The organism is Pseudoalteromonas sp. SG44-8, from assembly GCF_014164125.1.
In the GTDB taxonomy this organism is placed as follows: domain Bacteria; phylum Pseudomonadota; class Gammaproteobacteria; order Enterobacterales; family Alteromonadaceae; genus Pseudoalteromonas; species Pseudoalteromonas rhizosphaerae.
Window position 1 is genome coordinate 76,426 of sequence record NZ_JACJEQ010000002.1, and the last position, 15,315, is coordinate 91,740.

Sequence of the window (15,315 nt, forward strand, 5' to 3'; positions counted from 1 at the left end):
TAACAAGGATAAATGACAGATCGCGTAAACTGCGGTGATTCAACAAAAAAATGCAGCCAATGACAATTTAAAAACTTTATAGGGCTAATTTTCACGCATTAAAAAAGGCGCTATAAAAGCGCCTTGCCACTCAAGAATAATGTGCTTAAAACATATCTTGATAAGGATTCGTTTTACTAAATGCAATGGCTTTATCAAAACCGGGAATATGCATGTCGGTATCAGAAATGACAATTTCATCTTCATCAATCATGCCATCACCAAAGCGATAGATTAGCTCATATTGTCCTAAGTCAGCTTGTTGCTGATAATTAGTCTGAGCAGCTGTAACGGTTTGATTGCTCAATGCATATGCATCCATCACCGCACTACCATGGCGTTTTGCTAACATTTTCATGGTCACCATGGGTGACAAAACAGTGGCTGTGGCATTATTTCCGCCAAAGCCTTTTGAATTAATAAAAGCAATATCCATGTCTTCGCATTGATAATGCTCAGTACGAATATCTAAATACTGGTTATGCACATCCTTGGCCACTTTATCTATGGTGGTAATACCCGGCATAATATTATGTGCAAATACACCCAGCGCCATCGCTAATTGGTCGCCACTAGCTGGCGCAATTGTGTGCCCTACATACGCTTTTGGTGCTGCTACTTTCCAATTATCAATGGCAAACGTTTGTGCCACCTTATGATAAATTAATGACTCTGTTACGCGGTTTTGCGGTGTGCTTGAACCATGCGCTAAAATAAAGCTACGTTGTTGTAATGCTTCTTTACCTAATAAGCTCGTGGCTAATGCCGCTGACTTCGCCATGGTTATATAATTACCCGGTCCCGGTGATGTAATTGATTTTTTAACACCATCAGCATTTACAAATACATCAGGCACGCAGCCTAGAATGTCTGCACCCAACTCCAGTGCTAACGCATCATCCATTAGAATCGCTACTTGTGCGCCTTCACCTAAAGTAAAGCCACAATTTTCGCCAAATGGGCGGCTACTTTTACGATAATCAGGCTCATCATCATTGCTTAAGTTATCCAAGCGGCGTAAACCTTCAATATTCGCCAGCGCACTCATATTACCAAAGCCTTCAACAACTTCAGGAGTAATTGCGCATTCAACACTTGCCACAATAGCAACACGTGTACGCCCTGCTTGTATATCGTTTACTGCAGCGCGCAAGTTATATAAAAATGTTGCACACGCGCCTGAAGTTGAAAACGTAGTGCCTACATTGCCCGTCACATAGGCATTAATAAAATCGGTCGACATTGTATTTAAGCCAAGCGCTAACTGCTTGGTGCTGACGCGATCACCTTGCTGGCGCGCTTTTACTAAACCACCTAAGCCCTTGTCATCCATTTGACCAATAACCGACGCTGAATAAGTGCCAATTTTATCAGGCTCAACACTATTCATAATGTGTTGCCAATCAAGTCCGGTTGATTTAATCGCGTCAGTAGCAGCAAAAATAGTGGCTTGTAAACCACGTGGCTGGTAGCGACTGTTGTACATAATAGACGGATCAAACCCTGTTGGTAGTTGCCCAGCCGATTTAATCGGATTATCGCGAGTAGAATCATGTTTAATATCAAACTGAGCCGCAATGGTTACTTTTACTTTTTTATTTTCAAGCTCTTCTACTTGCCAACTTGCAGGGACCGGCGAAGGTAAATCTCGACGACGTGTCTCAAACACAATGGCGCTTTCATCTGACGCGGTTAACGTCATTTTTTGCTGCCACGGTGTTGCATCGACATCAAAATGCTCTTTTTCAATTTTACGAATTAACGTACCGGCAATAATTTGCTCACCAAAGCGTGCTTCTATGTCGCTTTGCTCAACAGTATTGCCTTGTAAATCTTGCAGTTGCCCATTCACAAGACTCACTAAATTCATTAAGGTGGCGAGGCCTAAAAATGTTTCTTGGCGGGCTTGAGTATCTAAGTTATTTAACACGATACGACGATAACCTTGATGAAAAGAAGTACGGCCTGCGGCGTTAATTCCACCCATGCCGATAATAACGGGTAATGCTGTCATAATTTACCTTGAGAAAACGTGTTATAGGAGAAGCTTGCAGTTTAGATGGATTTAATTATCAACATTGTGCTTAAATAGCCAAATAATGAGCCTATGAGGCCAAATTAAACTGGTCGGAGCAATTAAATGGACAACAACTTGGTACTTAGCCCTTTGCAAATAAGTATTTTGGTATACCAGCACTTATTGATCACCAGTGTCACCTTGCCAATTGAAATGCTCAGAGCCGGTGAGGCGTACGCCAAGGGGCATATAAACAGCGGAACTTTTCGGCCATTAACGATTAATTTAATCGCTGAGGACAACGAACCTATCAAAAATCGCAGCGGCTTAGCAATATTACCGGATCACACTTACAGCACAGCACCTTACAGTGACTTGATTATTGTGCCCGGTATTTGGCGCAATCCTCGCCCTGTTGTCAGAGCAAACTCTGGGTTAGTTCAGTGGCTTGCCAGTAGCTGGCAAACGGGTAGCTCAATCATTGGCGTGGGTACTGGCAATTGCTTAGTCGCTGAAGCTAAGTTATTAAATGGTCACCCCGCTACCACTCATTGGCATTATGCAGAACAATTTAAACGCGACTACCCACAAGTGCTGCTCAAGCCTGATTTTTTTATCACCCAATCTGAGCGCTTATACAGTGTGGCAAGTCTAAATGCCTTAGCAGATGTGATCGTGCATATTATTAGCCAATACTACGGACAGGCCGCCGCTCAGCATGTTGAGCGCAACTTTTCTCACGAAATTAGGAAACCTTACGAAGATCAGCGCTACCTTGAAGGCGCCGTTGATCGGCATCCAGATGAACTCATCGCGCAAATTCAATTTTGGTTAAAAAACAACTTAACCACAGAACAAAGTTTAACAGAGGTCGCTCAACTATTTAGTTTGAGTTACCGCTCTTTTACCCGCCGTTTTCGCATTGCGACCAACCAAAGCCCCATTGAATATTGGCAGCAATTACGCGTACAAACAGCCAAAGAGCTACTTGCATCATCTAACTTATCAATTCAGGAGGTTGCTTTAGAGGTGGGTTACAATGATCAAGGTCATTTAACCCGCGTGTTTAAGAAAGTGCTCTCGCAAACGCCTAGCGAGTATCGAAAAGTGGTTAGAAGAAAGTTATTTGGTTAATAAGTTGGCGGGGTGTTATTTTTAAACAATTAAACCTTTTAGATAGCAAAATATACAGTGCGAGTTAAACATGAGCATCGACGTTTAACGCGCATCATTTATCATCGCTGTCGATTTGAGTACGCCTTTCAAATACTAGCTTTAATGCTGCGTCCATTTCTTTAATAAAGTCATCCTTAAATGGAAATTTTTCTGATGGTGCTTTCAAATAACCAATGTGAGCAGTTCGCTTGAAAATAATTCTGTCTTGCTGAAGTTGACTCAAATCAACAAAAGGATGGCTTTGCTTTAATGCCTGATAAAATGGCCCATTTGTCGTTGATATAACAGTCGATTCTATTTTTAGCCAGCTTCAAAATATTTGATAATGTATCTTTATTTTCCCATATTTTTATTTTGTTTTGCTCCATGGCAGTGTTCAATGCTTGATCGAATAAAAGATACCCTGCATTGATACCAACATTAATCGGCTTTAATGGATATTCTGTGTTTTCAATCTTGAGTAAGCTTGAGTTTGGATTACAAAAAGCTTGTATTACTTCTTCATGCAGCGGCTCTGAGTAAGGCCAAATAAAACTGCGCCCTTGCACATTTTTATAAGGAGGTAGTAAGGCAAAGTCCTCTCCTCGTCTAAGTGCGTCAACACCGCGCTTCCAAGGTACTGGTTACAACTCTATAATATATTTTTCACTGATCAAATCGGCAGCTTGACGAACTACATCAACATATAAGCCCACTAACTCACCGTCTTTAAGGTAAGAATATGGGGGATAACTATCATCGACTAATATCACAACACGATAGCTTGGTTTGGCCACTACCTGTATTGTAAAAAAGAAAGCAAACAGCAGAAATACAATTCTTTTCGGCCCATTCCACTGTATTATTTGCCAACTCGATTCCATTAAACAACACCTAAATAAATAATCACTGGTTATTAGCGCAGTCAGATTCATATTTTTTACAAATCTTACCATCCCCAAATATTATACCTACTGAAACGCTAAAATAACAAAAGCATAAGGCTTACTCTTATTATTACGATAAGCGTACGACAAGGACCATCTAAGTGCCGGACTTTCTAGGCCATTAACGACCGATTTAATCGCGCAGGACTGCAAATCTATAAACGAGCTAGTCCCTCCCTGAATTATAGATAGAGAAAACTGAACTAAGCAGCAAATAAAATCAAACGCTAATTAGACGTTTATATCTATATAAATTATAGTAATAGCATTAAAAGTGCTAAAAAATCACATGGAGGCGCCATGACGGCAAATTTTAGCGATGTGCTTTTGGATCAAAAAGATAATTCGTCAATCGATGCTAAATTGACAAATTTGCTGGGATTAGTGCGCAAACATTTAAATATGGATGTTGCTTTTATTTCAGAGTTTATTAACGATGAACGCGTTTTCAAAGTTGTCGATAATCCATCAGCAAATAAAACGGTTAAAGTGGGCAATTCCGATCCTATTAATGAAACATATTGCCATAAAATCACTGAGAAACAGCTTAGCCCTATTATTACCAATTCAAAAATAAATCCAATTACTCAAATAATGCCAGTAACCGACAAGTTAAACATAGGCGCTTATATTGGTGTGCCTATCAATCTTTCAAATGGTAAATTATATGGTACGTTTTGTTGTTACAAATCGCATCATGATGAAAGCTTAAACGAGCGGGACTTGTCTTTTTTAAACATGATCTCTGAAATTGCAACTGGATTAATTGAAAAAAACCTGCATAACACTGCATTGCATTGCCAAACCAAATTAGCAATTGATGAGGTTATTGCAACCAACAGTATAAGTATTTATTTTCAGCCTATTTTTAATCTATTTAGTAATGAAATTGCGGGCTTTGAATCACTGTCACGCTTTTTTACCAAACCTTATAAAACACCTGATCTCTGGTTTAAAGAGGCAACAGATGTGGGCCTAGGTGAATCTCTGGAAATGCTGGCGATAAAAAACAGCCTCGCCTATATTGCGCAATTTAATGACACCACTTATATCGCCATTAATTGTTCACCATCCCATATACTATCGGGTGCACTTGAATATACTCTGCAAGGAGCCGATTGTTCAAGGTTGGTATTAGAAATAACTGAACATTCACCAATATCAGACTATACAGTAATGCGAGCTGCATTAGCGCCACTGCGAAAAAAAGGGCTACGTTTGGCTATTGATGATGTAGGTGCTGGCTTTTCGTCGTTTCAACATATTTTAGAACTGGAAGCCGACATTATTAAATTAGATATCAGCCTTACTCAAAATATAAATAAAGACAATCGTAAGTTTTTACTGGCCAAGGCACTTTGTGGCTTTGCTAAAGCAATAGACTGTTCGATTGTTGCCGAAGGCATTGAAACGCAAGCAGAGCTTAACGCATTAAGAAAATTAAATGTTGATAATGTGCAAGGTTACTTTATTGGCCGCCCAGCTCCTATTGAAGATGCATTGAGCTATCAAAGCATGACTTTATCAACATAAAAACGCCACTCTTAGTGGCGTTCTGATTCGTTAATTTCTTTTCGATAGTATCGTTTGTGATAACTTTTAACTTTAGCGTGTACACCTTTACTTAAGCTTTTAAACTTAGCTTCAAGGACATCTACACCATATAAAATGCCCACCACTAAAATGGATAGTTTAATAGCTGCCAATAAATTATCGGTTGCAATCACTACACCAATAGATGCCAAAACCCAGATAGTTGCCGCAGATGTTACCCCAACCACAGCGCCATCTTTAGCGAGCATCACTCCAGCACCTAAAAAGCCGATGCCAGTAATAATTTGACCAACCACGCGCGAGTGGTCAATCACATCACCATGGAGCATAAACGCCGTGGCTAAAAACAAATAAGTACCTAATATAATCAGTACTGAGGTTCTTATTCCTACTGGTTTGCCACGTAACTGGCGTTCCATACCAATCAAAGCGCCACAAAATGCAGCACTTCCTATTGCCGACCACGAATAGGGGGCGATATCTACTAATTCAAAAAAAGTCACTCAAAATCCTAAAATTACTGCATGTGTATAGCCAGTGCCGTACTCAAACGAGAACTACCGAAACTGGCCATTTTTAAAAAGTCACTCTTAGCGATGGGTACGTGTTGACAATCAATCGCCAGCTGTTTATCGCTTTCACAAAAAGGGTCATGGACATATAGACAATGCTCATCTAAATGCGTTACACACACCCAATGCGGTGACTTTTTACCATCAAAGCGATACGTACTGATCAATAGCACCACGGCCATTTTGGCTGCTAACCAGCGCTCTATGTGCTCAAGGGTTAAGTCTTGATACTTCACATCTAGTTTGTGATTAATTGCCTCAACCACAAATTGATTATGAACCGTGTGTAAAATTGCTTTCTTCTTATCACTTCTTACGCCATCAACAAACAATGTATCACGTGTATTAATAATCACATCGGCTGTAAAACCGCGTTTATTGGCAGCTAAAGCAAGTCCTAATGGATGACAACCACCATGACCAGAGGTCATAAAAATAGTGGTTGCTTCACGCCAAATATCAAGCTCATTCACTTGTGAAATAATCGCTTTTTTTATTGATGACATTGCCATTAATAATGCCGCTGGCCCGCAAGTAAATTCGGTTGTTTGCTGATACCAAGGCGTTTCACGCGAAAACTCAAGCTCATTGGTTTTACGAATGTTTTTTTGCATCCGCAAGGCATCACTATGATCATCATAATAGTCACTGTATTGCCCAAATACCCGATAGCCAAGCTTTTCATAAAGTGCGATTGCAGCTTTATTATTTACCGCCACTTCAAGACGCATAAATAACCGTCCGCGTTCAGCCGTTGCTCTTTCTAGCGCTTTCAAAAGCTGCTGAGCAACGCCTTTTCCTTGTGCATTTGGTGCAACTGCTAGCGAATATAAACGTGCTAAACGAGTGCCTTTATGGCACCACACTAAGCCATAGCCGAGTAACTGTTGTTCTGACTCTGCAACCATTAAAATACCATGCTTGGCTGCAATCCAGCGCTTAAAGCTACGCGCACTTAATCTATCTTGATTAAAACTTTGCTGCTCTATCTCAAGTAACGCTTTTAAATCGCTATCTGTGGCAGCGCGAACTGCCACACTATGCTCGGTCATTAACTTCGACCTCGTGCTTCGAGGCGTTGTTTAAATTCTTCCATAATGATCATATAAAGTTCATCACCTAAGTAACCATCTTCTACTTTATGGTCAATACTTGGGTTATCGTTTACTTCAAGCACATATGCACGGCCTTGATGTTCTTTAACATCCACACCATAGAGCCCTTTGCCCACAGTTTTACATGCTTTTAATGCCGCATCTAAAACTGCTTTTGGCAACTCAAAAGTAGGCAGTGTTTCAAAACCACCAGAGAAAAACCGTTTTGCATCATGATTATAAATTTGCCAATGATTGCGAGCCATTAAATAACGGCATGCATAGATAGCACGACCATTTAAAACTCCTACTCGCCAATCGTATTCTGTGTACATATATTCTTGGGCTAGAACTAAAGCGCTAAATTCAAATAACTCAGCCAATTTTGCTGCCAGCTCATTGCGATCAGTTACTTTGTAGACACCTTTTGAAAACGACCCTTCAGGCATTTTAAGCACTAATGGGTAAGTAAATGCCTCTTCAAGCTGACTGATGGTTTCATCACTTTGATCAGCTACTACCAAGGTTTTTAAGCTCGGTACTTTTTGATAATTAAACGCATCATGTAAATACACTTTATTACAACAGCGTAAAATAGACTCAGCATCATCAATCACCACTAATCCTAGGCTCTGCGCCTTACTTGCCAGACGGTAAGTTGGGTGGTCAATTGCAGTTGTTTGGCGAATAAATAGCGCATCAAACTGAGCGATATTGTCTATTTCTTCAAAACTGAGCGCTTGAGCATAGATACCATGTTTAGCTGCCGCTTTAATAAAACGGGCTATTGCATCTTTATCGCTTGGTGGCACTTTTTCATTGTGATCAACTAAAATAGCCATATCCCAGCGGTAACGTTTTTGCGAACTGCTTATACGCCACTGTGTTTGCGTAAACTCAGTTAATTTAGCAACAAAGTCTTGATGCTGCTGAGTATTAAGCGACGCCAATGAACCTTGCTGTAACAGCCCGGCTTCATCTACAAATAAAATAGGCGCTGGATATTGTTTAAATACCGCTTTTGCTGCTTTGTTTTGTAGTTCATTTACTGCATGCCCAAAGTATAAGGCATCATCGAGATGGCCAACATTAAGCATCAAAGTTTGGCCATTACGTAGCGCATTAATCGTTTTTACGCTTGGCAATACTTGATGTTTACGTGCCTCAGCAAGTAATGAGCAATAATAGCCTTTACTCAAGTATTGGCTTGAGTCGCATAGATTAATAATGCGCGTTTTTGGCTCATTATGCTTTGGATAATCTCGTAAGTAGGTATTGAAGGTAATTACGTTTTCGAATGAGTGAGCAAGTGCCTGCTCGTTGTTATCAACCACAATCAAGGTTTTAAACACGACTTTTCCTAAAATAAGTCAAAATACAAATGTAAGAGTGAATATAAATAGAAACACCCATACTGCTAAGTCATCGTTGTGCAACACGTGTACTTAACAGGATGGGTGCTTTAGATTCAGCTACTGCTTAATCTACAGGTGATTTATAAAGGGTTTTTCGCTACCTTTCCAACGAGTAATTTTTAGCGTTAAGATAAGTAAATTTAATCAACCACAGTAAGATCAAAAAAAGCTGGTTAAAGCTCCTTTCAGCATCACTAACTTATTGAAATAATTTCTAATAACGTGGATTTATTCGCTATTGTAAAACTAAACTCATCACCTTGTTGCTTATCCATCAGTAATTGACCTAATGGTGACAGTGGTGTGAGAACATACACTGTAGTGTCTTTTATTTTAATGCTTAAACCACCAGAAAGTGGCCCTAAAAAATACCATTTTAGATTTTCGTCTTCATCGCAGATACAGACCAGCGAACCAATGGCAACTTTACTTGATACAGCGATTTTAAATGCCTTTTCAAACTCGATAATACTCAAATGGCAGTCATTCACACGCTGTGCTTGCCCTTGCGCTAAATAGGCAGCTTCTAGGCCTAATGTATCGTATTTATTTTCAGCAATATTTTCTTCATGAGTGGCGGTGTCATGGGCTGTCTTTGCAGCAGCCTGCGCGGTACTAAGTTGCGCCTCTAAAGCAAAACGCAGGCATTCAATCACATGGGTTTTATTCATATCTAAGGAATTATTTTAAATCTATAATGACTGTATTTTAACGTGCTTTGGGCTGCGTGTAACTCAATTGGCTAAAAACAAGGTTATTCATAGGCATTGATTAGTAAATATGGAAGGATATTTTTTAATTACTCTTGATTACTCTTGATTAGTAATAACATAAATCAAGCGCTGCTGTTAACAGCGCTTACTCAACTGTTTTTTACTACTTAGCAATCCATGGCGTTACTTTTAGTAATGGCACCGGCACAGTAAATGCTGTTTTATCGTCTTCCCACTGCTCAGTAACACTGACATGACAAATTGCTCCTTGGCAATCAAAAGCAGGATCGGCAATCGTCACTGGCTCTGCAAAAGTCAGCACCACACCTTGTTGTTCAGGCAATAAAAAGCTCATCAGTTTGCTAACAAAAAATCCCGACAGATCCGATAATAATTCATCAAACTCATCATTAAGCTGATACAACTGGTGTTTATTTAAATTACTATTATTAAACTCACGCGCCTCAATTTGCAGTTTTAACTGGCAATCATGGTTTTCATTTTGAGGCTCGATAACCACCACAGCTTTATTTGTATCAAGTTGTTTATCAAAAGGAAGTAAAAGCTGAGCATGCTCAGTATAATTAAGTGAAAATTCCTCTCGCTCAGTAATAATGCGCCCGGTTTTAATTAAACATTCGTCATTACTGGCAATGTCGGTGATGTAAAAATTGACCTGAGCAAATTGAAAATCACCTTTATTGACGACTTTTAAACGATCATAAAAGCCATCATAGGAAACCACAAACTCTTTTGCTTGCACAGTAAACGTTGCTATTAGTACAACGGCTAATGCCATAATATGACTGATACTACGTACTGGGTTATTCATCAAAGTAAGCTCTATTTTGGTTGATCATTTGATTTAATTCTTCGATATACGCTTCACCACGCTCGGAATAGGAGATTAATCCGTAACTTAGCTTAGTCGCTGAAATTGGCTTTTCTTGTAAACGCAAATCGGCGCGGATACTACGTAACTCTTTATAAGCTGCATGGGTATTAATATTTTTAAAATAAGAAGTCACGGCTGCTCGCACAGATTTAAATGCCGCCACTTCATGGTCTGCACCAGTATTACGACGATTAGGCACCATACCGCAGCCTTTGCTATAACACCACTGACCAAAAAAGTTTAATCCTATTCGAGCAAATCGAGACGTTCCCCATGCTGATTCGTTTGCCGCTTGCATCAGCGCTAGCTCTTTAGGAATAATATCAACTCGACGTAATGCCTGACGCAAAGACAAACTATCAATCGTTTCTGGTAATTTATAGCTATTTAAAATCGTTTTAACTTGCTTAGTTTGCGTGCGACTTAATGGCTTATCGTATTGCACCGTCATCAATGCAATCTCCAGCGTTGCCCGTTGCTGCAGGATTTTTTTATTTTCAGCCTCAACATGCGGCCGAATAAAGTTAAAAAAAGCATGTTTTTTTTCTTTTACATCACTAAAGCCGTTAAAATCAGGAAGCTTAACGTTATGTAATGGCTTTTCTTTCTTTTTGACTGGTGGCTTGATTAAGGCTGTTTCGCCCTCAATAGTTGAATTCGACCTTTCTATAAATGGGTAACTCAATGCCCAAATAAAAAATAGGCTAACGATTAAACGAAATAGATACTTAAGCATGTATTCTCTCAAAAAAACTAATGTTTATGCATGGTATATCCACACGCATCTGACCATTCATTATACCTAAGCACTCCAATAAAGGCGAATATACCCATTTGAAGGATTTATAATCTATAAAAATCGGCTACAATTAAGCGCATAAAAACGCTAAAGAAGTTACCGGATACCCATTAATGAAATTAGACTGGCAAAGCCGCATAATAAATCAAAACAAGTTTCGCCCTAATGACAATCGCTCAGCATGGCAAGTAGACCGCTCCCGGATAATCCATGCAGCTGCATTTAGACGTTTACAAGCTAAAACTCAGATAATGGGGATTGGCCTAAATGATTTTCATCGTACACGATTAACCCATTCTTTAGAGGTATCGCAAATTGGCAGTGGTTTACTTCGTCATTTAGAGAAACAACACCCTGACTTCACACATTTTCCCGACCCTAGTTTGCTTGAGACGCTTTGTTTGGCCCATGATATAGGCCATCCTCCTTATGGTCATGGCGGTGAAATTGCCCTTAACTACATGATGCGTGAACATGGTGGTTTTGAAGGCAATGCACAAACACTGCGCATTGTTTCAAGACTTGAACCATACAGTGATGGTCATGGTATGAACTTAACGCGCCGTACTTTGCTTGGCTTTATAAAATACCCGGCTTTTATTGATGACTTGTGGCACACCATCCCACATCATGATCCGCAACGTGCATTTATAAAAGCTGACGACTGGCGCCCAGCAAAAGGTTTATACAAGGATGATAAAGCGACCTTTGACTGGATTGTAGCGCCTTTATCTGACGCTGATAAACAACGCTTAGGCGATTTTAAGGCCGTCGATGAGTTTAGATCTAAAACCAGTTTTAAATCCCTTGATGCGGCCATTATGGAACTTGCCGACGATATCGCTTATGCCGTACATGACCTTGAAGACGCAATTGCAACAGAGCAAATCACCCTAAAAGAGTGGCAAAATCATGCCTTACCCGCACTTGAGCTTGTGCAATGTGAGTGGCTTAGCGACAGTAACTTAACCGAGCGGCTATTTTTAGGTAGCGAAGCACAACGTAAAGATGTGATTGGGGAATTAGTAAACTTATTTATTACTCAATCATCCATTGTGCACACAGAACTTGAGTTTGAAAATCCAATTTTAAATTACACCGTTGAATTACCGCACAGTTATCAGCATTTACTTGAGACGTTAAAGTCATTTATTTATCAACGACTCATTCGTGCTTCACATATGCAGCAAATTGAGTTTAAAGGACAAAAATTAATTATTGAATTATTTGAAGCATTTGCCTGCGAACCATTACGACTATTACCTGAAACCACAGCAAATGTGTTTCGCCTAGCACAACAACAAAATGGTAATACACACAGAGTAATTTGTGATTATTTAAGTGGTATGACTGACGAATATGCGTTTAAAACACACCAACGCCTTTTTTCAAGTAATAGCTAATTAATACTCTTGCGTTGCAAAGTTCCACTGCGCAACCTTAAAAACACCGAAACAATCGCTTCGGTGTTTTATTTATATTATTCAATTACAGTGATTTGATACCCATGTTATAAAGGGTGAAACCGTAAATATCTGCATATTGATCAATAATTTTACTGGTTGGTGTACCTGCACCATGACCCGCATTAGTTTCAATACGGATAAGGTATGGATTGTTCCCTGCACCTTTGGCTTGTAGCTCCGCTGCAAACTTATAAGAGTGAGCTGGCACCACACGGTCATCGTGATCGCCTGTGGTGATCAAGGTCGCTGGGTATTTAACCCCAGCTTTTACATTATGAACTGGCGAGTAGCCTTTTAAGTAATCAAACATTTCTTTACTTTGCTCACTCGTACCATAGTCATATGCCCAGCCAGCTCCGGCGGTAAAAGTGTGATACCGTAACATATCAAGTACGCCTACTGCAGGTAGTGCGACTTTAAATAACTCAGGGCGCTGAGTCATGACCGCGCCAACTAATAAACCGCCATTTGAACCACCGCGAACGGCTAGGTAATCACTTGATGTGTATTTCTCTGCGTTTAAATACTCAGCAGCAGCTATAAAATCATCAAATACATTTTGCTTTTTAAGTTGTGTACCCGCATCATGCCACTGTTTACCGTATTCACCGCCACCACGAATATTAGCCACGGCGTAGACACCCCCTTGCTCAAGCCACGCAGCAATGGTTGAACTAAAGCTTGGCGTCATGCTGGCATTAAAACCGCCATAACCATATAGAATAGTTGGGTTAGTACCATCACGTTTTAAATCTTTTCTATAGGAGATGATCATCGGTACTTTAGTACCATCTTTTGAACTATAAAATACTTGTTCAGAAGTATATGCAGCAGAATCAAACTGCGCCCCAGATTTACGGTAAACGTCTGAGTTACCAGTATTTACATCAAACGCATAGGTATTGCCCGGCGTTGTGTAATTAGCGAATGAATAATAAAGCGTACTACTTTCTTTTTTACCACTGAAACCACGAGCGGTACCCACACCGGGTAAACTAATTTCACGAACTAACTTGCCAGCTTTGTCATATTGTTGCACTTTAGAAATGGCATCAACCATGTATTTTGCAAAAAAGAAATCCCCCCCTTTAGACATACTCAATACATTATCTGTTTCTGGGATCAAATCTTGCCAATACTCAACAGTTGGGTTTGTGGCGTCTACCGTCACTACTTTCTTATTCGGCGCATTTAAGTTTGTTACTAAAAATAACTTACTGCCGTCGTTATCTAAAACGTAAGTGTCTGAATCTGTATTATCAAGCACTGTGACAAGTTTGCTGTCTGGCTTGGTTAAATCTTTAATAAACAGTTTATTACCAGATGTTGAAACACTAGCAGAAATCAATAAGTAGCGATTATCACGCGTTACCGAGGCACCAATATAGCGATGTTTTTGTTCCTCAGAGCCGCCATATATAAGTTCATCGGTTGTTTGTGCAGTTCCTAATTTATGGTAATACACTTTGTGTTGATCAGTTTTTGCCGAGAGTTCACTGCCTTTAGGTTTATCGTAGCTTGAGTAATAAAAACCATCGTTGCCAACCCAAGCAATACCACTGAACTTTATATCGATTAATGCACTTTCAATTTGCTCTTTACTTTGCGTATCAATAATAATGACTTTACGCCAATCACTGCCACCTTCAGAGATCTGATAAGCTGCTAGCGAACCATCTTCAGAGAAAGTCAGACCAGACATTGAAGTTGTACCATCTTCGCTAAACTTATTTGGATCGAGGAAAACCTCTGCTTCGCCCTTGCCTTTACTACGATAAAGTACATATTGGTTCTGTAGGCCATCATTTTTATAAAAGTAGGTGTATTCACCTTCAGTAAATGGAGCCGTTACTTTTTCGTAATTCATTAGCTTTTCAAGGCTGGCTTTTAATTTATCCCGGTACGGGATATTTTCAAGATATGAAAAAGTCAGTTCATTTTGTGTTTTAACCCACTTAGCTGTATCACTGCTCATATCATCTTCTAACCAACGGTATGGATCAGCCACTTTCTCGTCAAAGTACTGATCAACCACAGTCCCTTTTTTTGTTTCTGGGTAAGTGATAGATTGGTTAGCAGTTATCGGTGCTGCTGCATTATTTTGATTGTTTGTTGATATTGATGTCGATTCAGAACAACCCCAAAGCGCAACTAACACCGCGCAAGTAATGGCTTTTTTTAACATGATTATGATCTTTTAATTATTTGTTAGACTCATAACGGTATAAATTTGTCGTAAGTATGTCTAGTAGTATGAGATCAAAGCGCCTAATATCTGTAAAGAAATGTAAAACTAAATATTTAAAACCAGTCAATAGCATTAACAAGATATGTGATATGAAAAATACACCAGAATTTACTAGCTTTAAAAAGTTTTACCCATACTACTTACAAGAACATAAAAATATTACCTGCAAACGGTTACATTTTTTTGGTAGCTCTTTGGTGCTTATTATCGTTTTGTATGTGCTGTATAGCCAACAATTTATGCTGTTGTGGTTGCTACCCATTATTGGTTATGGTTTTGCCTGGGTTGGTCATTTCTTCTTTGAGAAAAACCGCCCTGCTACGTTCAAATACCCGTTTTATAGCTTATGGGCAGACTGGGTGATGTTTAAAGATATGCTGATTGGCAAAATAAAATGGTAG

The 15,315-nt window shown here is 39.5% G+C and carries 13 protein-coding genes; 4 read left to right on the forward strand and 9 right to left on the reverse strand.

The genetic code is table 11. The features are described 5' to 3' along the window. Positions 1 to 145: 145 nt before the first annotated feature. Positions 146 to 2,053: a beta-ketoacyl synthase gene (locus H5163_RS02650; protein ID WP_182734252.1), complete on the reverse strand. Its 1,908-nt coding sequence runs from the start codon at positions 2,051 to 2,053 to the stop codon at positions 146 to 148. Positions 2,054 to 2,179: 126 nt separating this feature from the next. On the opposite strand from H5163_RS02650, the gene H5163_RS02655 reads away from it, so the two are divergent. Then, positions 2,180 to 3,190 (forward strand): GlxA family transcriptional regulator, encoded by a 1,011-nt coding sequence (locus tag H5163_RS02655; protein WP_145233143.1) that lies wholly within the window; start codon positions 2,180 to 2,182, stop codon positions 3,188 to 3,190. 665 nt (positions 3,191 to 3,855) lie between these two features. Here H5163_RS02655 and H5163_RS02660 read toward each other — a convergent pair. Beyond that, entirely contained in the window at positions 3,856 to 4,095 is a 240-nt protein-coding gene (locus tag H5163_RS02660; protein ID WP_182734253.1) for a hypothetical protein, read from the reverse strand. A 363-nt stretch (positions 4,096 to 4,458) separates the two neighbouring features. On the opposite strand from H5163_RS02660, the gene H5163_RS02665 reads away from it, so the two are divergent. After that, on the forward strand, positions 4,459 to 5,691 hold the full coding sequence (locus H5163_RS02665) for an EAL domain-containing protein (protein ID WP_182734255.1): 1,233 nt from the start codon (positions 4,459 to 4,461) through the stop codon (positions 5,689 to 5,691). Positions 5,692 to 5,702: 11 nt separating this feature from the next. Here the strand turns inward: H5163_RS02665 and H5163_RS02670 are convergent, their stop codons facing one another. The 6 genes from H5163_RS02670 to H5163_RS02695 all read right to left on the reverse strand — a co-directional run bounded on the left by H5163_RS02670 (position 5,703) and on the right by H5163_RS02695 (position 11,137). After that, a complete protein-coding gene (locus H5163_RS02670) occupies positions 5,703 to 6,215 on the reverse strand; it encodes an MgtC/SapB family protein (protein WP_145233140.1) in 513 nt (170 codons plus the stop codon). A 14-nt stretch (positions 6,216 to 6,229) separates the two neighbouring features. Then, the gene (gene rimI, locus H5163_RS02675; RefSeq protein WP_145233139.1) at positions 6,230 to 7,336 is read right to left on the reverse strand and encodes a ribosomal protein S18-alanine N-acetyltransferase; all 1,107 of its coding nucleotides are present in this window, start codon (positions 7,334 to 7,336) and stop codon (positions 6,230 to 6,232) included. Continuing rightward, a complete protein-coding gene (locus tag H5163_RS02680; protein WP_145233138.1) occupies positions 7,336 to 8,730 on the reverse strand; it encodes a RimK family protein in 1,395 nt (464 codons plus the stop codon). The genes rimI and H5163_RS02680 overlap by 1 nt, the downstream gene beginning before the upstream one ends. 257 nt (positions 8,731 to 8,987) lie before the next feature. Beyond that, entirely contained in the window at positions 8,988 to 9,464 is a 477-nt protein-coding gene (locus H5163_RS02685) for a GreA/GreB family elongation factor (RefSeq protein ID WP_145233137.1), read from the reverse strand. A 205-nt stretch (positions 9,465 to 9,669) separates the two neighbouring features. Beyond that, entirely contained in the window at positions 9,670 to 10,338 is a 669-nt protein-coding gene (locus H5163_RS02690; protein WP_145233136.1) for a DUF2987 domain-containing protein, read from the reverse strand. Beyond that, positions 10,331 to 11,137, reverse strand: coding sequence for a glucosaminidase domain-containing protein (locus H5163_RS02695; RefSeq protein WP_182734257.1), 807 nt, complete (start codon positions 11,135 to 11,137; stop codon positions 10,331 to 10,333). Before H5163_RS02695 ends, H5163_RS02690 begins: the two co-directional genes overlap by 8 nt. 176 nt (positions 11,138 to 11,313) lie before the next feature. Between H5163_RS02695 and H5163_RS02700 the strand changes: the two genes are divergently transcribed. Beyond that, the gene (locus H5163_RS02700; RefSeq protein WP_145233134.1) at positions 11,314 to 12,603 is read left to right on the forward strand and encodes an anti-phage deoxyguanosine triphosphatase; all 1,290 of its coding nucleotides are present in this window, start codon (positions 11,314 to 11,316) and stop codon (positions 12,601 to 12,603) included. Between the two features lie 85 nt (positions 12,604 to 12,688). Here H5163_RS02700 and H5163_RS02705 read toward each other — a convergent pair whose 3' ends face one another. Further along, positions 12,689 to 14,851 (reverse strand): prolyl oligopeptidase family protein, encoded by a 2,163-nt coding sequence (locus tag H5163_RS02705; protein WP_182734259.1) that lies wholly within the window; start codon positions 14,849 to 14,851, stop codon positions 12,689 to 12,691. A 152-nt stretch (positions 14,852 to 15,003) separates the two neighbouring features. Between H5163_RS02705 and H5163_RS02710 the strand changes: the two genes are divergently transcribed. Beyond that, positions 15,004 to 15,315, forward strand: a complete 312-nt coding sequence (locus H5163_RS02710; RefSeq protein WP_145233132.1) for a DUF962 domain-containing protein — start codon at positions 15,004 to 15,006, stop codon at positions 15,313 to 15,315.